This is a genomic window from Tianweitania sp. (assembly GCF_032053605.1).
Lineage (GTDB): Bacteria > Pseudomonadota > Alphaproteobacteria > Rhizobiales > Rhizobiaceae > Tianweitania.
In genome coordinates, this window is the sequence record NZ_DAMBUH010000041.1 from 338 (window position 1) to 20,850 (window position 20,513).

18 protein-coding genes and 2 pseudogenes are annotated in these 20,513 nt (G+C 62.0%); 14 read left to right on the forward strand and 6 right to left on the reverse strand.

All coding sequences use genetic code 11. The annotated features are described in order from the left end of the window. The coding region (locus tag RTX98_RS11140) for a helix-turn-helix domain-containing protein (protein WP_312796619.1) at nt 1-775 on the reverse strand (775 nt) is incomplete at its 3' end. Between the two features lie 185 nt (nt 776-960). Here RTX98_RS11140 and aceA point away from each other — a divergent pair. The 8 genes and pseudogenes from aceA (at nt 961) to RTX98_RS11180 (ending at nt 7,173) form a co-directional block, all read left to right on the forward strand. Beyond that, nucleotides 961-2,250, forward strand: a complete 1,290-nt coding sequence (gene aceA / locus RTX98_RS11145; RefSeq protein WP_312796620.1) for an isocitrate lyase — start codon at nt 961-963, stop codon at nt 2,248-2,250. Between the two features lie 61 nt (nt 2,251-2,311). After that, on the forward strand, nt 2,312-2,572 hold the full coding sequence (locus tag RTX98_RS11150; protein WP_312796621.1) for a hypothetical protein: 261 nt from the start codon (nt 2,312-2,314) through the stop codon (nt 2,570-2,572). A gap of 151 nt (nt 2,573-2,723) precedes the next feature. Then, nucleotides 2,724-3,173, forward strand: a complete 450-nt coding sequence (locus RTX98_RS11155) for a response regulator (RefSeq protein ID WP_312796622.1) — start codon at nt 2,724-2,726, stop codon at nt 3,171-3,173. A 130-nt stretch (nt 3,174-3,303) separates the two neighbouring features. Then, nucleotides 3,304-4,737: a glutamine synthetase family protein gene (locus RTX98_RS11160; RefSeq protein WP_312796623.1), complete on the forward strand. Its 1,434-nt coding sequence runs from the start codon at nt 3,304-3,306 to the stop codon at nt 4,735-4,737. 38 nt (nt 4,738-4,775) lie between these two features. Next, the gene (locus tag RTX98_RS11165) at nt 4,776-5,018 is read left to right on the forward strand and encodes a transcriptional regulator (RefSeq protein WP_312796625.1); all 243 of its coding nucleotides are present in this window, start codon (nt 4,776-4,778) and stop codon (nt 5,016-5,018) included. Further along, nucleotides 5,018-5,305, forward strand: a complete 288-nt coding sequence (locus RTX98_RS11170) for a type II toxin-antitoxin system RelE/ParE family toxin (RefSeq protein WP_312796626.1) — start codon at nt 5,018-5,020, stop codon at nt 5,303-5,305. The genes RTX98_RS11165 and RTX98_RS11170 overlap by 1 nt, the downstream gene beginning before the upstream one ends. Then, nucleotides 5,302-6,592: pseudogene (locus tag RTX98_RS11175) on the forward strand (NAD(P)/FAD-dependent oxidoreductase). Before RTX98_RS11170 ends, RTX98_RS11175 begins: the two are co-directional and overlap by 4 nt. 59 nt (nt 6,593-6,651) lie before the next feature. Then, nucleotides 6,652-7,173 (forward strand): DUF2188 domain-containing protein, encoded by a 522-nt coding sequence (locus tag RTX98_RS11180; protein WP_312796627.1) that lies wholly within the window; start codon nt 6,652-6,654, stop codon nt 7,171-7,173. Nucleotides 7,174-7,238: 65 nt separating this feature from the next. Here the strand turns inward: RTX98_RS11180 and RTX98_RS11185 are convergent, their stop codons facing one another. Next, entirely contained in the window at nt 7,239-8,714 is a 1,476-nt protein-coding gene (locus tag RTX98_RS11185) for an aldehyde dehydrogenase family protein (protein WP_312796628.1), read from the reverse strand. A gap of 214 nt (nt 8,715-8,928) precedes the next feature. Here RTX98_RS11185 and zwf point away from each other — a divergent pair, with 214 nt between their 5' ends. From zwf to edd, 3 genes and pseudogenes are all read left to right on the forward strand, one after another. Continuing rightward, nucleotides 8,929-10,401, forward strand: a complete 1,473-nt coding sequence (zwf, locus tag RTX98_RS11190) for a glucose-6-phosphate dehydrogenase (RefSeq protein WP_312796629.1) — start codon at nt 8,929-8,931, stop codon at nt 10,399-10,401. A gap of 2 nt (nt 10,402-10,403) precedes the next feature. Beyond that, nucleotides 10,404-11,120, forward strand: a complete 717-nt coding sequence (gene pgl, locus RTX98_RS11195; RefSeq protein WP_312796630.1) for a 6-phosphogluconolactonase — start codon at nt 10,404-10,406, stop codon at nt 11,118-11,120. Nucleotides 11,121-11,122: 2 nt separating this feature from the next. After that, nucleotides 11,123-12,900, forward strand: a pseudogene (gene edd / locus RTX98_RS11200) (phosphogluconate dehydratase). Between the two features lie 5 nt (nt 12,901-12,905). On the opposite strand, the gene proC reads toward edd, so the two are convergent. Genes proC through RTX98_RS11215 form a run of 3 tightly spaced genes read right to left on the reverse strand, consistent with a single transcriptional unit; the run spans nt 12,906 to nt 16,052 of the window. Further along, on the reverse strand, nt 12,906-13,721 hold the full coding sequence (gene proC, locus RTX98_RS11205) for a pyrroline-5-carboxylate reductase (protein WP_312796631.1): 816 nt from the start codon (nt 13,719-13,721) through the stop codon (nt 12,906-12,908). Nucleotides 13,722-13,771: 50 nt separating this feature from the next. After that, a complete protein-coding gene (locus tag RTX98_RS11210; protein WP_312796632.1) occupies nt 13,772-15,091 on the reverse strand; it encodes an O-antigen ligase in 1,320 nt (439 codons plus the stop codon). After that, on the reverse strand, nt 15,060-16,052 hold the full coding sequence (locus RTX98_RS11215) for a glycosyltransferase family 2 protein (RefSeq protein ID WP_312796633.1): 993 nt from the start codon (nt 16,050-16,052) through the stop codon (nt 15,060-15,062). Before RTX98_RS11215 ends, RTX98_RS11210 begins: the two co-directional genes overlap by 32 nt. 226 nt (nt 16,053-16,278) lie before the next feature. On the opposite strand from RTX98_RS11215, the gene RTX98_RS11220 reads away from it, so the two are divergent. Genes RTX98_RS11220 through RTX98_RS11230 form a run of 3 tightly spaced genes read left to right on the forward strand, consistent with a single transcriptional unit; the run spans nt 16,279 to nt 19,123 of the window. Further along, the gene (locus RTX98_RS11220) at nt 16,279-17,454 is read left to right on the forward strand and encodes a glycosyltransferase family 4 protein (protein ID WP_312796634.1); all 1,176 of its coding nucleotides are present in this window, start codon (nt 16,279-16,281) and stop codon (nt 17,452-17,454) included. Next, nucleotides 17,451-18,227: a WecB/TagA/CpsF family glycosyltransferase gene (locus RTX98_RS11225; RefSeq protein WP_312796636.1), complete on the forward strand. Its 777-nt coding sequence runs from the start codon at nt 17,451-17,453 to the stop codon at nt 18,225-18,227. Before RTX98_RS11220 ends, RTX98_RS11225 begins: the two co-directional genes overlap by 4 nt. Then, nucleotides 18,224-19,123, forward strand: coding sequence for a DUF6492 family protein (locus RTX98_RS11230; protein WP_312796638.1), 900 nt, complete (start codon nt 18,224-18,226; stop codon nt 19,121-19,123). The genes RTX98_RS11225 and RTX98_RS11230 overlap by 4 nt, the downstream gene beginning before the upstream one ends. 5 nt (nt 19,124-19,128) lie before the next feature. On the opposite strand, the gene RTX98_RS11235 is transcribed toward RTX98_RS11230, so the two are convergent. Further along, nucleotides 19,129-20,424, reverse strand: a complete 1,296-nt coding sequence (locus RTX98_RS11235) for a lipopolysaccharide biosynthesis protein (protein WP_312796651.1) — start codon at nt 20,422-20,424, stop codon at nt 19,129-19,131. Between the last annotated feature and the right edge of the window lie 89 nt (nt 20,425-20,513).

The following is a 20,513-nucleotide window of genomic DNA, read 5'->3' on the forward strand; positions in this document are numbered from 1 at the left end:
CATCGGAGCCGAGCTTAAGCGCTTGCACTTCGGCAGCGATCGCTACCTGAGCGCGGATCAAACAGGCTTCGATGGCAATCTCACGCAGCTGGTCGAAGGGCGACAGGCGCTCGGAGATGAACAGGCGCTGCGAATGGCGGTCATAACGGCGGCGCCAGTTCGGCATGGTGGCGACCGGCAGCACTTTGACGACGATGCCATGTTCGCGTTGCAGCCAGCCCTTTAGCGCAGCCCCGAGCTCATCGCCGGGCTGCAGCAGCCGCGTGAAGGCTTCTGCCTCCTCTTCCAGCGACGGGAAGTGGTTGGGCCTTCGCTCCAGAACTTCGCGCACGGCATCGATGGGCAAGCGCGTGGAAGCAAGAGCCGTGCTGTGGCCTTCGCGCGCCAGCATGTCTGAGAGGTCGGACAGCCGCTCGGCTTGCTCGCGATAGGCACGGTAAAGCTTGATCATGCCGGCGCCGACATTGGGCGCGGCCTGCGCCACTTCCAGCAACTCCTGTTCGCCCGGCAGTTCGCCAGCCAGCAGCGGATCGGCGAAGACTTCGCGCAGCGCCACCAGCGGCGCGTCGTCATGGCTGAGCGCATGGATGTCGATCTTGTAGGCGGCGGCGAGCTTGATCAGCAGTTGCACCGTCAGCGGGCGCTGATTGCGTTCGATCAGGTTGAGATAAGATGGCGAGATGCGAAGCGCTTCGGCCATTGCCGATTGCGTCAAGCCGCGGTCGATCCGGACGCGGCGGATGCGTGGGCCTGCGAAAATCTTGCGGTCGCTCATCGGCTGCCTCGCTCTTTACAAGATTTACATCACTACAAAGCTTGTTCGTCAATGGCGTGACAGTCTCACCCGATTATTCCGCGCAAACAGCTGCTTTTCCTAGCTCTGCGCTCCTCCTGCTGCCACATCGAACGCAGTGGCACACGCCATCAGCCATTTTGTCAAAGCTGTTTGGGAGATCTCCGATGACCGATTTTTACAACCTCGTTCCTTCCGCTCCTCAAGGCCGGTTCGACGGTGTCGAACGCCCATATTCGGCCGAGGATGTGAAGCGCCTGCGCGGTTCGGTTGAGATCAGCTACAGCCTGGCCGAGAACGGCGCGAACCGCTTGTGGAAGCTCATCCACGAGGAGGACTTCGTGAACGCGCTCGGCGCGCTGTCGGGCAATCAGGCCATGCAGATGGTGCGCGCCGGCCTGAAGGCGATCTACCTGTCGGGCTGGCAGGTCGCGGCCGATGCCAACACGGCGTCCGCCATGTATCCCGACCAGTCGCTTTACCCCGCCAATGCTGCCCCGGAACTCGCCAAGCGCATCAACCGCACGCTGCAGCGCGCCGACCAGATCGAAACGGCGGAAGGCAACGGCCTGTCGGTCGACACCTGGTTCGCGCCGATCGTGGCGGACGCCGAGGCAGGTTTCGGCGGACCGCTCAACGCCTTCGAGATCATGAAGGCCTTCATCGAAGCGGGTGCGGCCGGCGTTCACTTCGAGGACCAGCTCGCATCGGAAAAGAAATGCGGCCATCTCGGCGGCAAGGTGCTGATTCCGACCCAAGCGCATATCCGCAACCTCACCGCCGCAAGGCTTGCAGCCGACGTGATGGGCGTGCCGACGCTGATCGTTGCCCGCACCGATGCGGAAGCCGCCAAACTGCTGACGTCCGACATCGACGAGCGCGATCAGCCTTTCGTCGATCTCGACGAAGGCCGCACCGTCGAGGGCTTCTATAATGTCAAGAACGGCATCGAGCCCTGCATCGCCCGCGCCATCGCCTATGCGCCTTATTGCGACCTGATCTGGATGGAAACCGGCAAGCCGGATCTCGAACAAGCGCGCCGCTTCGCTGAAGCCGTGCAGAAGGAGCATCCTGGCAAGCTGCTCGCCTATAACTGCTCGCCCTCGTTCAACTGGAAGAAGAACCTGGACGACGCGACCATCGCCAAGTTCCAGCGCGAGCTGGGTGCGATGGGCTATAAATTTCAGTTCATTACCCTCGCTGGGTTCCACCAGCTCAACTACGGCATGTTCGAACTGGCGCGCGGCTACAAGGACCGCCAGATGGCAGCCTATTCCGAGCTGCAGGAAGCGGAATTTGCGGCGGAAGCCAATGGCTACACCGCGACCAAGCATCAGCGCGAGGTCGGCACCGGTTATTTCGATGCCGTGTCGCTGGCGATCACGGGCGGCCAGTCTTCCACCACCGCGATGAATGACTCCACCGAACACGAACAGTTCCGCCCTGCAGCGGAATAGCTCAAAGCGCAATGTAAATCGTTTGAAAAAGCTCTGAAGATCCCAACAAAGGAGATTATCCATGCTCGATACGATTGAGGAAACCACAAAGCCGAAGACCCGCGTCAAGGAACGTGCCGAAGAACAGGCATCGTCGATGTCCGGCGATCAGCAATCGGCCATTCGCATGCTTGCGAATGATCTGCACAGGCTCAACCAATCCGTGATGAAAGCGGTTGAGGCAGGTGTTTCCGTGGAATTGGTGCGGTCTGCGCGTCATCATGGCGGCGACGGCAACTGGGGAGACTTGCTTGTTCCGGTGATCGTCACACGCCAAATCTGACAAACGGTGGAACAACTCAGCCGACAACCAGCCTTGTTCCTTTGTCGCACTTGACCGCCGACTGACATTCGATAGAGTTCTATCCATCTCAGTCGGCGGATTAGCTCGCGGCAGCCGGCGCCGCATCGTAGTGCGAGGCTGATCCCACTCTATGCCTGTCGACAAGATGGCGGTACCCGGTTCCCCGGTGGCGGCCCGTTTCCATGACCATTCCCAAGTCAACATACAACCCTCGGTCGTTGCCGTCGGCAATGTCCCAGTGAATCTGGTTGTCGTGACCCGCATTGCCGAGCGCGCGAAGCTGCGCGCTGTCGCTTTGTCGCCGAGCGATGCGATCCGCAGCCTGCCCAGCCTCACCCCGATCATCGTGGTGATTGACGGCGGCGTGGACAATTGCGAATGCGACACGCTTCTCGATGTGATCCAACATTGCCGCCGAAACAGCGGCCAGGGCCATCCGCGCCTCCTGTTTCTGTCTACAGGCAAGAACATGGAAACGCAGTCGCTTCTGCATTCTGTCATGGATGCGGTGGTGGCAAAGCCTATCGTGCCGGAACGTTTGGAAGCCGTTTTGGCCGATTTGGCGCAGCAGAGCCGGTAGGATCCGAGACCCGCTCCTGCGCTAGGCTCTGCCGACAGGTGATGCGGTGTTTGCCTTGCGCATCGCGACGCCTTCCATTCTCCGCCGGGGCTCAGCTATACTGGCGGCCTGTTCAACCGTTCGGTGATTGATGCCTGTCGCTAAAAAGGATGCCCGGTCCGTCAAGAAGACCAGCCGCATCGCAACGCCTGCCTTTCTCACAAACCTTCGTGGCGTAAAGACCTGGAAAGAAGCCACCGAGTGGCTGGAATGGCGGGGCATCGAGGACATCGAATGCATCACGCCCGATCAGGCCGGCGTGGCACGCGGCAAGATGATGCCGTCCAAGAAGTTCACCTCCAACACCTCGCTGGCGCTGCCATCGGCCGTGTTCATGGCGACGATCTCCGGCGGTTATCCCGAAGACGGCAACGGCTTCACCTATCCGGAAGATGACGGCGACCTCAAGCTCATGCCGGATCTCAGCACGCTTTCGGCCGTGCCTTGGGAAACCGACCAGACCGCGCAGGTGATCTGCGATCTCGTGCATCAGGATGGCCGCGCGGTGGAATTTACCCCGCGCAACGTGTTGAAGCGCGTGGTGGCGGCCTATGCCGAACTCGGCTGGAAACCGGTGGTGGCGCCGGAGATCGAGTTCTACCTGGTGCGCAAAAACCCCGATCCGGATTATCCTCTGACCCCGCCTGTGGGCCGTTCGGGACGGCCGATCGGGGGCGGACAGGGTTACTCGATCGCGGGCGTCAATGAGTTCGACGAGCTGATCGACGACATCTACCATTTCTCCGAGGGCCAGGGCCTTGAGATCGACACGCTGATCCATGAAGAAGGCGCGGGGCAGCTGGAGATCAACCTGCGTCACGGCGATCCGGTAGAGCTGGCCGACCAAGTCTTCCTGTTCAAGCGCACGATCCGCGAAGCGGCGCTGAAACACGAGACCTATGCGACCTTCATGGCCAAGCCGATCCAGGGGCAGCCGGGTTCGGCTATGCATATCCACCAGTCGATCATCGACAAGAAGACCGGCCAGAACATCTTTGCCGCCGCCGATGGCGCCGAGACGGATGCGTTCCACCATTTCATCGGCGGCATGCAGCGCCATGTGCCGAACGCGCTGGTGATGTTTGCGCCTTATGTGAACTCTTATCGCCGCTTGACGCAGGCGGCTTCCGCGCCGGTCAACACCAAATGGGGCTACGACAATCGCACCACCGCGTTCCGCGTGCCGCGCTCGGACCCCGGCGCGCGGCGTGTCGAGAACCGCATTCCGTCCTCCGACGCAAACCCTTATCTCGCGCTTGCAGGCTCACTCGCTTGCGGTTTGATCGGGCTGCGCAACCAGATCAAGCCGGATGCGCCGGTGGGCCGCACGGTCAACGATGACGAGATCGAGCTGCCGCGCAGCCTTCTGGAATCGGTGCAACTGTTTGAAGCCGACGAAGAGCTGAAGACCCTTCTCGGCGCCCAATTCGTGACAACCTACGCCGCGATCAAGAAGGCCGAGTTCGAGACCTTCATGGAAGTGATCTCCCCTTGGGAGCGCGAATATCTGTTGTTGAATGTGTGAGGGGGCTGAGCCATCTTCGCGGCAACCAGAGGTGCATCATGACCGTACCACACGACTTTACGCTCCCTTCCAGCCTCCGAACCCGTATCGAGACCATCGCCGCTAAGTCCGGACAGTCGCCTGCGGCCGTGATTGCCGATGCGCTTGAGAACGGGCATTCGCTTGATTGGCAGGAGCAGTTTGTCGATCACGTTTTGGCAGGGATCGCGGACGCCGATAGAGGCAACTTCGCTTCGGCTGAAGACATTGATCGGGTGCTGAACCGCTATCGTCCATCCTGATGAAGGTTGTCTGGACCGAGCGTGCGCTCACAGATCTCGACCACATTCAGCAGCATATCGCACTCGACAGCCCGGCAGCAGCATTTCGAGTAGCTCAGTCCATCTACAATCGCACCAAGACGGTTGTTGAAGAACAGCCTTACGCCGGCCGTGCGGGCCGCGTTGAAGAAACGCGCGAACTCGTGCTTTCGAATACGTCATACGTTGTGGTCTACCGGGTTCGTTCGGATATCGAGATCATCGCCGTTCTGCACAGCTCTCGAGACTGGCCCAAGAGCTTTTCATGACCACGCCGCGCACCTCCTCTCCCATCTCCCCCGGTCTTTCCTGGTACGAAGCGACACTCGGCGAGCGCCCCACTTACCCATCTCTCGATGGTGACCGTCAGGCTGATGTCGTCATCGTCGGCGGCGGGTTTACTGGCTTATCGGCTGCGGCGCATCTGGCGAAAGCCGGCACCAACGTCGTGCTGATCGAGGCGCATCGGTTGGGGGATGGCGCCTCGGGGCGCAATGGCGGGCAGTTGGGCACCGGGCAACGCGCTTGGGCGGAGGAGCTGGAGGCCGAGATCGGCTTCGCCCGTGCCAAGGCTCTGTTCGACCTCGCGGAAGAAGCGAAGGCGCATCTGCTGGATTTTGCAGCGACCAACGGCATCGACATCGATTACCGGCCGGGTCAGCTCTCGGTGGCGCACAAGCCGCGCTATGTCGATGTCTACCGGAAGCACGTCGACATCATGGGCGAGCGCTTCGATTATCCGCATCTGACCTTCATGGATCAGGCGGAAACGCCGCCTTGGCAGCAAATCCTACTACGGCGGCGCGCGTGATACCGGCACCGGCCACATCAATCCGCTGAAGCTGGTGGTGGGCACTGCGCGTGTGGCTGCGGAGGCCGGCGCGCATCTGTTCGAGAACACCAAGGCGACCAGCATTTCCAGCGAGAACGGCAAGGTCATCGTCAGAACGCCGCGCGGCACGATCACGGCTGCCAAGGGGCTGCTCGGTGTCAACGCCTATGGCGGCGATCTCGAGCGTAAGAGTGCGGCGCATGTCATGCCGATCGGCTCCTTCATCGGCGCGACGCCACCTCTGGGCGATGATAGTCCGGTTCTTCCCGGCGGCGAGTCCGTCGACGATTCCCGCTTCGTGGTGCGCTATTTCCGCCGCTCCGTTGATGGCCGATTGCTGTTTGGTGGCCGTGAGATCTACGGCGTCGGAGATCCGTCGGACATCGGATCGGGGATCCGGCGGCAGATCGCCGAGCTTTATCCGGCCTTGAGCGATATCGAGATCACCCATGCCTGGGGCGGCTATGTCGGCATCACCATGCCGCGCAAGCCCTTCGTGCGGGAAGTCATGCCCAACGTCATCTATTCCGGTGGTTATTCCGGTCATGGCGTGATGCTGTCGAACTTCATGGGCAAGCTTTATGCCGAGATGGTCGCCGGCAATCGCGACCGGCTGAAGCTGATGGCCGATCTCAAGATCCCGGCCTTCCCGGGCGGACGAAGGTTTAGAGCGCCACTGCTGTTTCTGGCGCTGAATTGGTATGCGCTGCGCGACCGCATCTGATCGGGAACGATTTGGCAGGTTTGAAGCTTATCCGGATGATCCAAATTCGGAGTGTTTCGATGCGAAAACTGATCCTCGCCGCGCTCGGCTATGCCGCCTATCGCTGGCTTTCGGCACCGTCCAGCCAATCTTCCGACCGCCAGGCTGAACGCAATCCATCCCCAGACAACCGGTCCGACGCCAGCCTGTCTGCGCGCGAGCGCAGGAGAGAGAAACGGCAGCGTGCGCGCGACGAAGAGAATGACGACTCCGCTTCATCTTCATCCGCGAACCGACCGGCTCGTGCCTTTAACAGCAACCAGACGCCAGAAGACCAAGGGGAGACCGGCGAAGTGACCTATCGTATTGTCGAGCATGACGAAGGCTGGGCCTACAAGGTCGGCGACGTGTTTTCGGAAACCTTCCCAACCCATGACGCCGCGAAGGAAGCGGCCGAAGCCGCAGCGCGCGCCCAGGAACAGGCAGGTGAGCCCGAGCCGATCGAATATCAGGATGAAGACGGCAAGTGGCGCCAGGAAGAATCCGACGGCCGCGACCGCCCGCATACGGATGTCGAGGACGGCGAACCCCGCAAGGGTTGAAGACCTTTCCGCCTGAAACGAAAGGCTGAGGTTCGCGCCTCAGCCTTTTTTCATGCCACCGCCGCTTAGCCGTGGTTGAATACGATAGTCTTGGTTGCTGACATGTCGTAAAGCGCCTCGAAGCCCTTTTCGCGACCATGACCGGACTTCTTGAAGCCGCCAAACGGCAGCTCGATGCCGCCACCGGCGCCATAACCGTTGACAAAGACTTGACCAGCGCGAACCTTCTTGGCGACACGATGCTGGCGTGCGCCGTCCTTGGTCCAGACCCCAGCGACAAGGCCGTAATCCGTGCTGTTGGCAAGGCGAACGGCTTCTTCCTCGCCCTCGAAGGCAAACAGCGAGAGTACCGGGCCAAAGACTTCCTGCTGCGCGATGTTGGCCTGGGGATCGACCGAGCCGAACAGAGCCGGCGCGACATAGAAGCCGCCTTCGGGCGCTGAAGCGTCCACGCTGCCGCGCGCAAGAACGGAAACGCCCGCTTCTTCCGCCGCTGCGATGAAGGCCTTCACCTGGCCCTGCTGCTTCTTGTTGACCATCGGCCCGAGATCGCCATCCGCATCATGCGGTGCAGCCACAAGCTTGCTGAAGCGGGCGGCGAGTTCGGAGGCGACGGCTTCGTAGATCGGCTTTTCGATCAGCACGCGGCTGCCGGCCGAGCAGGTCTGGCCGCCATTCTGGATGATGGCGTTGACGAGAACCGGCAGCGCCTTTTCGATATCGGCATCGGCAAACACGATCTGGGGCGACTTGCCGCCAAGCTCCATCGTGACGCCGCGATTGTTGATCGCCGCCGCTTGCTGGATCGCGGTGCCGGTCATGGTGGAGCCGGTGAAGGTGACGTAGTCGATCTCGGGATGTGCAGAAAGAGCAGCACCCGCATCGCGGCCATAGCCGGTCACTACGTTGAACACGCCTTCGGGAAAGCCCGCCTCCAGCGCCAGTTCGGCAATGCGGATCGTGGTCAGCGACGCGTCTTCAGCCGGCTTCACTACCAGCGTGTTGCCCATGGCAAAGGCTGCACCGGCTACGCGCGCCAGGATCTGCATCGGGTAGTTCCAGGGGATGATGCCTGCCACCACGCCATGCGGCTCGCGCAGTGTCAGCGCCGTATAGCCATCGAGGAAGGGAATCGTGTCGCCGTGGATCTTGTCGGCCGCGCCGCCGTAGAATTCATAATAGCGCATCGTCGAAGTGACATCGGCCTTCCCCTGCCGGATCGGCTTGCCGGTGTCGCGCGACTCAAGCGCGGCCAGTTCGTCACCATTCTTCTCGATCAGCAGGCCGAGCCTGGTCAGCAGACGGCCGCGCTCGAAAGCGGGCATGCGGCTCCACGGGCCGTTCTCGAAGGCTTCCCGCGAGGACTTCACGGCGCGGTCGACATCGGCAGCACCGGCCGCCGGGATCGACGCGAAGACCTTACCGTCCGACGGCGACACCACATCGATGCGCTCGCCGCTCAAGGCGTCGGCCGGCTGACCGTTGATCAGTTGCATGAAAGCGCGGCCTTCCGCGACCGTGCGTGAAAGATGCTGACCCATGGCTCGCCTCCTTGATTGGTGGTGATGTGGTGCAACAAAAGCCGCCGCATGTCACCCGCAACTTGACCGTCATCTGCAGGTCAGATCTGCGGAATAAGAGGACCAGACGGGTTGGCGGTGCCGTCGGCGACCCCTATGTTGCGGTGCAAAGCCAAACGCTAGTATTTTTTAATCGATTAGATTAAGCCTCTTGCCGTTGTTGGAAAACCTGCTCATGACCAGCCAGATTATCCCGGTTGAACCCTTCGATTTCATCATCTTCGGCGCCACCGGCGACCTTGCCGAGCGCAAGCTGCTGCCGGCGCTGTTTCAGCGCCAGGTAGCCGGCCAATTCCTCGATCCGAGCCGCATCATTGGTTCCTCGCGCACCAAGATGACCGATGAGGAATACCGGGCTTACGCGCAGACGGCGCTGAAAGAGCATGTGTCGGCCAACGAGCTGACCGATGAAGCCCTCCAGACCTTTCTTGGTCGCCTGTCTTATGTCGCTGCGGACGCCACAACCGGTGAGGGCTTCGACCAGCTGAAGACGGTGATCGGCAACAACGACGTCATCCGCGTCTTTTATCTCGCCGTTGCGCCGGCTTTGTTCGGCGAAATCGCCAAGCAGGTGGCCGCACACGACTTGATCACCGAACAAGCGCGCATCGTGATCGAAAAGCCGATCGGGCGCGATCTGGAATCGGCCAAGCTGCTGAACGATACGATCGGCAGTTTCTTCAAGGAAAGCCAGATTTTCCGCATCGACCACTATCTCGGCAAGGAGACGGTGCAGAACCTGCTGGCGCTACGCTTCGCCAACGCGCTCTACGAGCCGCTGTGGAACAATGCGCATATCGACCACGTGCAGATCACTGTGGCCGAGTCGGTCGGGCTGGAAGGCCGGGCGGGCTATTACGACAAGGCGGGCGCGCTGCGCGACATGGTGCAGAACCATATGCTGCAGCTGCTTTGCCTCGTTGCCATCGAAGCGCCGCCCTCCATCGATGCGGACTCCTTGCGCGACGAGAAGCTGAAAGTGCTGCGCTCGCTTCAGCGCATCAACGGACACACCGCCGGCAAGCTGACAGTTCGCGGCCAGTATCGCGCGGGCGCTTCCGCCGGCGGTCCGGTGAAGGGCTATCTGGAAGAACTCGGCAACGGCGAAAGCACGACCGAAACCTTCGTCGCCATCAAGGCCGAGATTGCCAACTGGCGCTGGGCAGGCGTGCCGTTCTACCTTCGCACCGGCAAGCGGCTGGCGGCGCGGGTGTCGGAGATCGTCATCGAGTTCAAGCCGATCCCGTATTCGATCTTCGGCGAAAGCGCCGGCCAGGTCGTGGCCAACAAGCTCGTCATCCGCTTGCAGCCCGACGAAGGCGTGAAGCAGTGGCTGATGATCAAGGATCCAGGCCCGGGCGGCATGCGCTTGAAGCATGTGCCGCTCGATATGAGCTTCGCGGAAGCCTTCAACGTGCGCAATCCCGATGCTTATGAGCGGCTGATCATGGATGTGGTGCGCGGCAACCAGACGCTGTTCATGCGCCGTGACGAGGTCGAGGCGGCGTGGAACTGGATCGACCCGATCCTGCATTCCTGGAACGACAACACACAGGAAGTGCAGGGTTACACCTCCGGCACCTGGGGCCCCTCCTCGGCAATCGCCCTGATCGAGCGCGACGGCCGTACCTGGCACGAAAGCGTCTGACCATGATTGCCGATCCGCGCTGGCACCGTTTTCAAACGCCCGAACAGCTCGCGGATCGGTTCGCTAGGGATGTGGCCGATTTCCTGAAGGTGGCGATCAGCCAGCGCGGCCAGGCGTTGCTTGCCGTGTCGGGCGGCACCACGCCGGCGGCGTTCTTCCGCGCGTTGTCGACCCACGATCTTCCCTGGACGGATGTCACGGTCGTGCCGGTGGATGAGCGGTTCGTGCCGACCACTTCAGAGCGGTCCAACGAAAAGCTGATCCGTGGGAATCTGCTGGTGAACAAGGCTGCGGCAGCGCGCTTTACGCCGCTTTATCATGATGTGACGGATGTTGGTGAGGCAGCAAAGCTGGCGGATCGCGCAGTGGCCGAATTGCCGCTGCCCTTCGACGTGGTGGTGCTGGGCATGGGGGGCGATGGTCATACGGCATCCTTCTTCCCGGACTCGCCCGAGCTTGGCGACGCCATCGACCCGGCGGCCAGTCACCATGTTCTCCCTGTGACTGCGCCGAGTGCGGACGAGCCGCGTTTGACGCTGACTATGCCGGTGCTCCTTTCGGCGGGGCTGATCGCACTCCATATCGAGGGGGCAGAGAAACATAGCCTGCTCGAAACCGTTCTGGCCGGGCCACATCCACGCGAGAAGCCGATTGGCGCCGTGCTTCTCCATGCGGCCAAGCCGCTCGACATTTATTGGGCGCCCAAGAAAGGCGAATAGCCATGACTGTCCGCAGTGACGTCGCAGCCATTACCGACCGCATCCGCGAACGTTCCAAGCCGACCCGCGAGCCCTATCTCGACCGCCTCGAAGCGGCTCCCGCGCGCGGTGTGCATCGCTCGGTTTTGTCTTGCGGATTTGCAGCCTGCGCGCCCAACACCAAGGCCGCCTTGTCCGGCGATACCGTGCCGAACCTCGGCATCATTACCGCTTACAACGACATGCTTTCGGCGCATGCGCCCTACGAGACCTATCCGCAGCTGATCCGCAAGGCAGCGACCGAGGTCGGCGGCGTGGCGCAGGTGGCGGGTGGCGTGCCGGCGATGTGCGACGGCGTCACGCAAGGGCAGCCCGGCATGGAGCTGTCGCTGTTTTCGCGCGACGTGATTGCGATGGCGGCCGGCATCGGCCTGTCGCACAACATGTTCGACGCCGCCGTTTATCTCGGGATCTGCGACAAGATCGTGCCCGGTCTGATGATCGCCGCCATGACCTTCGGCCATCTGCCGGCCGTGTTCGTGCCCGCTGGTCCGATGCCGTCGGGCCTGCCCAATGACGAGAAGGCGAAGATCCGCCAGCTTTATGCCGAGGGCAAGGTCGGCCGCGCGGAGCTGCTGGAAGCGGAATCTAAGTCCTACCATAGCCCGGGCACCTGCACCTTCTATGGCACCGCGAACTCCAACCAGATGATGATGGAGATCATGGGCCTGCATATTCCAGGCTCCTCCTTCATCAATCCCGGCACGCCCGTGCGCTGGCGATCACCGCGCTCGGTAACGATTTCACGCCGGCCGGCAAGATGATCGACGAGCGCTCGATCGTAAACGCGATCGTCGGCCTGCATGCGACCGGCGGCTCCACCAACCACACGATCCACCTGCTTGCCATGGCGGCGGCGGCTGGCATCAAGCTGACCTGGCAGGACATTTCCGACCTGTCGGATACGGTGCCGCTGCTGGCGCGCGTTTATCCGAACGGTTTGGCCGACATCAACCACTTCCACGCGGCGGGTGGCATGGGCTTCCTTATCCGCGAACTGCTCGATGCCGGCTATCTGCATGAGGATGTGCGCACGGTCTGGGGCGACGGTTTGCGCTCCTACACGATCGAGCCGAAACTCAATGCCGATGGCACCGTGTCGCGCGAGCCGGCACCGGCAGTCAGCGGCGACGAGAAGGTGCTGACCACCGCGCCGAAACCGTTCCAGGCAACTGGCGGGCTCAAGGTTCTGACTGGCAATTTCGGTCATGCCATCATCAAGACTTCGGCCGTGAAGCCGGAAAAGCGCATCGTGGAAGCACCGGCAATCGTGTTCGACAGCCAGGAAGGTCTCAACCAGGCATTCAAGAACGGCGAGCTTGATCGGGACTTCGTGGCCGTCGTGCGCTTCCAGGGTCCGAAAGCCAACGGCATGCCGGAATTGCACCGGCTGACCACAGTGCTCGGCGTGCTGCAGGATCGCGGCCGTCATGTCGCGCTGGTCACCGACGGGCGCATGTCGGGCGCATCCGGCAAAGTGCCGGCGGCGATCCACGTGACGCCGGAAGCGCTCGATGGCGGCGCGATCGGCCGCATCCAGAACGGCGACATCGTCCGTCTCGACGGCGAAGCCGGAACGCTGGAAGTGCTGGTGACAGTCGAGGAATTGGCTGCGCGGCCGATCGTGGTGCCGGATCTCAGCGCCAACAGTTTCGGCATGGGCCGTGAACTGTTCGCAGGCTTCCGCCAGCTCGCTTTGCGAGCCGACGAAGGGGCTTCGAGCTTCGGCGTCGCCGCCTGAAAAACCTAGTCGCGCAGCTCGATGCTGCGCTTCTTGGCGGCGTCGACGGCTTCCACCAGCAGCGCCTTCAACCGGTTACCACCCATCAGCACGTCAAGTGCGGCTGCCGTGGTGCCCTTCGGGCTGGTGACGTTCTCGCGCAGCTTGCCCGGCTCTTCCTCGCTGTCGGCGGCCAGTGCGCCTGCACCGTAGACCGTCTGCATGGCGAGCAGCTTGGCGACGTCGGACGGCAGGCCTGCGTTTTCAGCGGCGGCGGTCAGCGCTTCGATGAAGTGGAAGATATAGGCCGGGCCAGACCCCGAAACGGCCGTCACCGCGTCCATCAGATCTTCGTTGTCGATCGTCGCGACCGCGCCATTTGCCGAAAGCAGATCGCGCACGAAGCTGTCCTGCTCGTCCGAAACATGGGCGTTGGAAAACAGCACCAGCATGCCCTTGCCGATCGCCGCAGGCGTGTTCGGCATGCAGCGGATCACCGCCGCTTGTGACCCAAGCAGGTCTTCAAACACCGCGATCGGCGTGCCGGCGGCGATGCTGAGAGCGGCTGCACCCGCTTCCACAAAGTGCTTATAGGCCGGCACCACGTCTTTCATGACCTGCGGCTTTACCGCGAAGATCACCAGCTTGGGCTGACAATCCCCGGGGATCTCGGCTGCGTCGGCATGAACGGACACACCCAGCGCCTGGGCACGTGTCCGAAGGCTTTCGTTGGGTTCGACCACTGCGACGCGTGCGGCCGGGATGCGGCCGGCCTTCACCCAGCCAGCCAGCATCGCGTGGCCCATATTGCCGCAACCGGCGAGGATGAGGTCGATCGACATCGCAAGAACTCCCATTGTTTCAGCGGCAATAACCGCCGCGCAGCTTCGTGTCACGCCTTCACGGGAAACCGCGCCGTCATCCGCAGGCCAAGGACGCCAAACACGAACAGCAGCCAGACCGGATCGGCGCGGCGGAAGAAGAAGCTTTCCAGGAAGGCGTTGAGGCAGGTGAACAAAACGATCATCATGAAGAGGTCGGCCAGCAGCACGTTCTCCCGCTTCAACGGCGTGCGGACAAAATCGCGCGCCGGCGCCAGCACGAAGGCGATGATCGCAATCAGCATCCCGGGCACCCCGATCGACAGCGCGACATCGATGTAACCGTTATGGCCGTGCACGATCGAGCTGAGGTCCCAGGCGCGATCGAAGGGCTGAAGCTGGTCGGACACGATGCGCGTCGTCCAGAAACTTTCCAGGCCATAACCGCTCCAAGGACGCGCTGCGATCATCTGGCCGGCGAACTCCCAGATCGTGGTGCGGCCGGTATAGGTCAGATCGGGGAAGAGATGCTGCATCAGCACCTTCACCGGCTCGATGAAGACCATGCCCAGCGTCAGGAGCGCTGCGGCCACAACCGATCCCACAAGGATCGCCGGCGTCAGCCCGCGCAGGCCGAACAGGGTCGGCCCTGCAACACACAGGATTGCCACGGGCGCCAAGCCCGTCGTGGTCTTGGAATCTGTCTTGAACAGGAAGAAGAAGGCCGCAACGAACAGGATCGCTCCAGCTGCCTGCCAGCCGCGCCGGAAAAGGTAGATGCCTGCGAAGCTCAGGCAGGCCATCACCGGGCCGGCGATGTTCTTGTGCGCATAGAGGCCACGCCACGAGCCGGCATTCTGCGGCTCGAAATTGTCCACGGGCGTGACCGCGATATCCGGATAGATCACCAGACCGACATAGCAGTAAGCGACGACGCCGAGGCTGACCCAGGCCAGAACCTGGGAGAACGCATCGGCCCCGCGCGGCAGGGTCAGTACGGCCGCTATGCCGAGAATGCCTACGATCGTAAACAACACGGCGCGCAGCGCTTGCCCGGGATCGAGCGCGTTGGACACCGAGACAAACAGCAGGACTATGAGGATTAGCCACCAGGGGCTGAGCAGCGCTGAAGCGACGCGGCGATCCACAAAGCAGAACAGGCCAAACAGCGCGCCGATCGCCACGCAGCCATAGCCGACCTGATTGACGAAATCGCCGCCGACTTCCGCCTGGCCGGCAGGCGTAAACGGCCGGAACGACACCAGCAGCGCGGCAAAGATCGCCATGGCCAGAAGCATGGCGACCCGATGCGGGGGGAAGGCGTGGATGATCTCGTCGCGAATCGTCGCGAAACTGCGATCAGTTCTTTTCAGGCTGGCGATACTGCTCATTCTGATAGCCAAAGTGAGCCAAGATCCGGCCCAGAGCAATGTAAAGCCTGTATTGGCCGGTTATGGTGGATCCTTTCGCCACGTCCCGTGCGGCCCGAAACGGAGCGGAGCCCAGCAATGCTGCGCTTTTCATGAAGGTTCTGATGCCACCGAACGGCTCTTCGGCGCGCTGGCGCTTTTCGACCAGGGTCGAGATCACGCCGTTGCGCAAAGAGCGGGCGCGGATCCAGTCGGCCTGTAAACGACGCTCGGGCACGGTTTCATAAACGCAGGCTTCCTCGCACCAGGCGAGCTTCAAGCCCATGGCGGTGCAGCGGCTCACCAGATCAATATCGCCGCCGCCAAGAAAGTTGAAGCGCGGATCGAAGAAAGGCTGATCGAGCACCTGCAGCACCTGCTTGCCGATCAACAGGTTGCCCGAGGAATAAAGCACCGGCACCGGGCCGCTTTTGTGATGCGCCGGCTTGAACACCGGATGGTGTTCGAAGCGGTTCTTGCCGGGATTGGCGAAAACCGGGCGCTGCGGACCACCGACGAGATCGGCACTATAGCGATCGGCCGCCGCAATCATGCGCTCGATCCAATGGACATCGGCGACTTCATCATCGTCGATGATCAGAACATGGCGGAAGTCGGGGTAATGCTGAAGCGCGCTCTGGAGGCCGGCATTATAGGCTGAGCAATTGCCGCGCTCATGCGCGATCACAACCATGCCCTGCATTTCACCACCCTCAAACAAGGGGGCGGCAACGGCGGCCCCTTCGCGGTCTTCCGCTTCGTTTTCCATGACGATCACGGCAAAGCGGCGCACGGTTTGCTGGGCTTGCAGAGAGTGCAGCGTTTTCAGGATATGGTCGGGCCGGCAATAGGTCGGACAGATCACGACGGCTTCGATGCCGGCAACGGGATGGGGCGAGCGCGCGACGAGCGAGATGCCAGGCAGGATTTCGGATTCGTTCATGAAGCCAACTCCTTCCCGCCACCCGGCAGGCGCCCTTTTACGGTCGAACCCGCGGCGGCAAAATCCTCCTTGGCTGCATGCCCGACTTGCCTTGAGGAACCGTTAAAGAGTTGGCCACGTAAATCTGGCAAAGAAGAGAACTGGGGGCTTGGCAAGCTTCTTGCAGCGATGGTTTAAGCAAGCATTCACTGCCCCAAAATAGGACGGTGGAAACAGGACGAGTGGAATGCATCTGGCCTTCGTGACGTCTCTCGTTCCCGATGGAACATTGACCACCGGCTACGAGATCGCGAATGCCGCGATTATCGGTGGCCTGCGTCGCGCGGGCGTCCAAGTCAGCGTGGTGGGTTTTACCTGGCCGGGCAAACAGCCGATCGATCCTGAGAATACTGTGGTTCTCGGTTCTGTTGACGTGCAGACGCATACCGCATCCGCCGGCCAACGCCTGCTTTGGCTTGGCCGCGCCCTGGCGGAAGGGCAGACCTTTTCTTCCGTGAAGCTGCGGCACACCGGCGAAGCGCGTATACGGCAGGCGCTCCAAACGCTGGAACCCTTCGATGGCTATGTGCTGAACGGCGTGACGCTGGCCGGCGCCTATCCTGACCTGTTTCGAAACAAGCCATCGATCTTCGTGGCGCATAATGTCGAGCATCAATCCGCGGCGGAGAATGCGGCCGCGGCTCGCTCCCTCGTCGAGCGACTGCTTTATACGCGTGAAGCTCGCCTGCTGAAGCAACTTGAAGCCAAGCTCTGCAAACAGGCCGACTTTGTTTTCACGCTGGCGGAAGAAGACCGCGTACCGCTGGGCATAGCCGATGACCGCCGTTCCGCCACCCTGCCGCTGACGACACGTGCAACAACCCCCGCGCCGCTGTTTTCGCGCCAGCCCGCCTATGATCTGGCTTTGATCGGCACCTGGACATGGCAGCCGAACCGGATCGGCCTGGACTGGTTCCTCGAACAGGTCGTGCCGCAACTGCCTGACCATATGCAGATTAAGATTGCGGGCCGAGCGCCCGCAGGCCTGCGCTCGGATCATCCGGGTGTGGAGTTCGTGGGCAGGGTCGAGGACGCAACGGCTTTCGTGCGCGGCGCCAAGGTGATCCCGCTGATCAGCCAGGCGGGCAGCGGCGTGCAGCTGAAGACGATCGAGACCTTCGAGTTGGGCATGCCTGCGGTGGCGACCCGCTCCTCGCTGCGCGGCATCACGGATCTGCCTGAAAACTGCACGGTCGCGGATGATCCCGCAGGTTTCGCGCTGGCTCTTACCCACGCGACCCGGTTGCGACTGCCCGCTGGCGATGGGCGCGCCTTTCATGCTGCCCAGATCAAGGCGATGGACCGGCAGATCAGCCGGGGCCTGGCTGCTTTGCCCAAGTCCATGCAGAGGCATGCGGCGTGACGGTGCATTCCCTTCCCGCCGTTCCAGCCATGCCGACGCGCGATATTCTCGGCACTGCCGTCGCGGCGCTTGGATGGCAGGAAGCGATTGACCTGCTCAATGAGGCCGTGGGCCAGAAGCGCTTCACGCGCATCGGCTTCATGAATGCGCATAATGCCAATCTGACCGTCCACCATCCGCGCTACGCGAAGGTCCTCAAGGACTTCATCGTTTTGCCGGACGGGATTGGCGTCGATATCGCCTCATCCATGCTCTACGGTTCTGCTTTCCCTGCCAATCTCAATGGCACGGACTTCGTGCCGGAATGGCTCGCCACCACCAAGACGCCGCTGACCGTTGCCCTGTTGGGTGCAAAGCGCAACAGCGTCGAACGCGCCCGATCCTATTTCGAGCAGCGTGCGCCCCAGCATCGTTTCGTGCTCATCCATGACGGCTTTTTCGATGAGGAGCGGGAAAAGGGCATCCTGATCGAACTTCTCGCGCTCAAGCCGGACGTGCTGATCGTCGCGATGGGTGTGCCGCGCCAAGAGCTTTGGATCGCCGACCACATCACGCCGGAGCATTGCATCCTGCCAATCGGGGTGGGCGCCCTGTTTGATCTCCTCAGTGGAACGGTGCCGCGTGCGCCGCCGGCAATCCGCAACCTGCGCATGGAATGGGTGTACCGATTGGCAGTGGAACCGCGCCGCCTGTTTCGCCGCTATGTTCTGGGCGTCCCTGCTTTCCTTTGGCGCGTGATGCGGCAACGCCGGCCGCTTGGTGGTCGCGCTTGATCAGCCCGCCCCGCATCGTGGACGATGCAGCGTCTGCTCACAGCGCTGCGATCGTGACGGCGAGCTACGGGCCGGATTTCGAAAGATGCCGTCTTCTTTGCGAGACGATCGATGCCCATGTCACGGGTATGGCGCATCATTACATTCTGGTTGCGCATCATGACGTCCAGCTGTTCCGGCAGTTGGAAGGTCCGCGTCGTAGCGTCGTTGACGAGCGCGATCTCCTGCCCTCCTGGCTGCATGCGCTGCCCGACCCCACCAGCCTCTTCACCCGGCGCATCTGGCTGAGCACCCGCACCATGCCTCTGCGGGGATGGCATGTGCAGCAGCTCCGCCGCATCGCCCTGCACGCCAAGATCGATGAAGACGCGCTGATCTATGTGGATTCCGATGTCGCTTTCATCAAAGCGTTCGATTGCCGGACGATGTGGCAGGACGACAAGCTCCAGCTGTTTCGCCGCGAAAACGGTCTGGCTCAAAACACGCGCAAAGAGCATTTCCGCTGGTCATCCAACGCTGCCCTGGCGCTTGGCATCGAGCCGCCCACCCCATCGCCGCATGATTACATCGTCACGCTGATTGCCTGGCGCAGGCAGAGTATCCAGGCAATGTGCGAGCGGATCGAAGCGGTGCATGGCCGCCATTGGGTCGAGGTGCTGGGCTCGCAGCGGCAATTCTCGGAATGCACGATCTATGGCCGCTATGTCGACGAAATCGAGGGCCTCGATCACCATTACCACAGCGACCGAGAGCTTTGCCGCGTGTACTGGTCCGGTCCGGAACTCTCGGCGGGTGGCTTGCAGGCCTTTGTGAGCGGCATGGCTGCGCATCAGGTGGCGATCGGCATCCAGTCCTTCACCGGCACCGACATCAACCAGATCCGCGCGACGCTGTAGCTGACCTAGATGACCTTGGCCGGCCGGCGCAGCGCAGTGTAGGTGAGGGCCGCCGAGAGACCGTAAAGCAGCGCGAAACCACCGTTCAGCCACAGCGTAAGCGCTGCGGGATCGGCTGCCTCGGCGATCAGCACCGTCAGGATTGCGAGCTTTGCACCAGTAAGGATCAGCAGGTTGATCGCCCGGCGCAGGGTCTGACCGCGCGCGAACAGCAGTTCCGCATGGTATTCCGTGAGGTTGCGGAAACCGGGAATGGCGAGCGCCAGCATCACGAGCCCTGCCGCCGCTGCAACATTGCGGCCGAGCGCATTGGGTGCGAAGGCGAGGATGATGGCTAGGGCGAGCAAAGCCGCCGTCGAAATCAGGAAGACGCCCGCCTCCAAGCCTATCCGAACGCGCCATTGCTTCATCATATCCGGCAGCCGCATCAGTCGCTGAACCAGCATCATCGTGAAGGTTCGGATCGGTATGGCGGTCAAATCCACGAGCCGCATCAGGATGGCATAGATGCCGGCGAGTTCGGCGCCGCCCAGCGACAGGACCAGCAGCTTGTCGAACTCCATTTGCAGATAGAACAACAGCTCGGCACCGGCGACATAGAGCGCATCCGGCAGACGCTTCCAGTAAAAGCGCGGCCGGATTTGCAGACGCATGGATGGCGTAAAGACCAGGATGGCGATCAGCAGCGAGGCGGCGTTGGCGGCAAGATAGAAGTGCGCCCAATCCGCCAATCCGAGCCCCTGACGCACCGCAACGAGTGCGAAAAGGCTGGACGCCGCCGCACGCAGCACCGTCCCAAGGATTACCAGAAGCGCGGCGCGACCAAAGCGGTTCATGCCGTTGTTGACGATCACGATCGTTTCCGTCGGCCGCCACAACAGCGCTTCGGCAATTACGATCTCGGCAAAGATCAGTGCGTTCAGATCGCCGGCAAAGAACAGCGCGAAAACGGCGGCACTGCCCAGGGCCAGCACCGGCAAGGATAGCGCGCCCATCATCAGGAAGCCGCCGGCAAAGATACCGATCAAGCGCGGGCGCACCGTTGCCACGCGGTAGAGCGGCGCGGTAAATCCGAAGCCTAGACTGCGCGACAGCATCACACCGGCTGCCGAAGCCGTGGCAAACAGGCCGAATTCAGCGATGGTCAGCGTATTGGCCAGTGCCACAAAATAGATCAGCGAGAATATCAGGCGACCGGCCGAGCCGCTGATGGCTGAAAGGTAATCTCGCGCCAGCGCACGCTTCGCCCACAAGCGCCCGAAGGCACCTGCAACCGGCTGTTGTGCAACTTCGAGCGGCATATTGATCATGAGCTTGGCTCTAGCAGGCGCTGCTTAACGGCGGGTTCGACCGGCCGCGCCAAGTTGAGGCAGGCGCCTTCCGTTGACAA

What these genes read in the sequence shown, in the direction of transcription:
- RTX98_RS11220 (WP_312796634.1), top strand. Translation starts at nt 16,279, where the DNA reads ATGCATCTGGCCTTCGTGACGTCTCTCGTTCCCGATGGAACATTGACC.
- zwf (WP_312796629.1), top strand. Translation starts at nt 8,929, where the DNA reads ATGACCAGCCAGATTATCCCGGTTGAACCCTTCGATTTCATCATCTTC.
- RTX98_RS11160 (WP_312796623.1), top strand. Translation starts at nt 3,304, where the DNA reads ATGCCTGTCGCTAAAAAGGATGCCCGGTCCGTCAAGAAGACCAGCCGC.
- RTX98_RS11235 (WP_312796651.1), bottom strand. Translation starts at nt 20,424, where the DNA reads ATGCCGCTCGAAGTTGCACAACAGCCGGTTGCAGGTGCCTTCGGGCGC.
- RTX98_RS11215 (WP_312796633.1), bottom strand. Translation starts at nt 16,052, where the DNA reads ATGAACGAATCCGAAATCCTGCCTGGCATCTCGCTCGTCGCGCGCTCG.
- RTX98_RS11165 (WP_312796625.1), top strand. Translation starts at nt 4,776, where the DNA reads ATGACCGTACCACACGACTTTACGCTCCCTTCCAGCCTCCGAACCCGT.
- proC (WP_312796631.1), bottom strand. Translation starts at nt 13,721, where the DNA reads ATGTCGATCGACCTCATCCTCGCCGGTTGCGGCAATATGGGCCACGCG.
- RTX98_RS11210 (WP_312796632.1), bottom strand. Translation starts at nt 15,091, where the DNA reads ATGAGCAGTATCGCCAGCCTGAAAAGAACTGATCGCAGTTTCGCGACG.
- RTX98_RS11180 (WP_312796627.1), top strand. Translation starts at nt 6,652, where the DNA reads ATGCGAAAACTGATCCTCGCCGCGCTCGGCTATGCCGCCTATCGCTGG.
- RTX98_RS11150 (WP_312796621.1), top strand. Translation starts at nt 2,312, where the DNA reads ATGCTCGATACGATTGAGGAAACCACAAAGCCGAAGACCCGCGTCAAG.
- RTX98_RS11170 (WP_312796626.1), top strand. Translation starts at nt 5,018, where the DNA reads ATGAAGGTTGTCTGGACCGAGCGTGCGCTCACAGATCTCGACCACATT.
- pgl (WP_312796630.1), top strand. Translation starts at nt 10,404, where the DNA reads ATGATTGCCGATCCGCGCTGGCACCGTTTTCAAACGCCCGAACAGCTC.
- aceA (WP_312796620.1), top strand. Translation starts at nt 961, where the DNA reads ATGACCGATTTTTACAACCTCGTTCCTTCCGCTCCTCAAGGCCGGTTC.
- RTX98_RS11155 (WP_312796622.1), top strand. Translation starts at nt 2,724, where the DNA reads ATGCCTGTCGACAAGATGGCGGTACCCGGTTCCCCGGTGGCGGCCCGT.
- RTX98_RS11185 (WP_312796628.1), bottom strand. Translation starts at nt 8,714, where the DNA reads ATGGGTCAGCATCTTTCACGCACGGTCGCGGAAGGCCGCGCTTTCATG.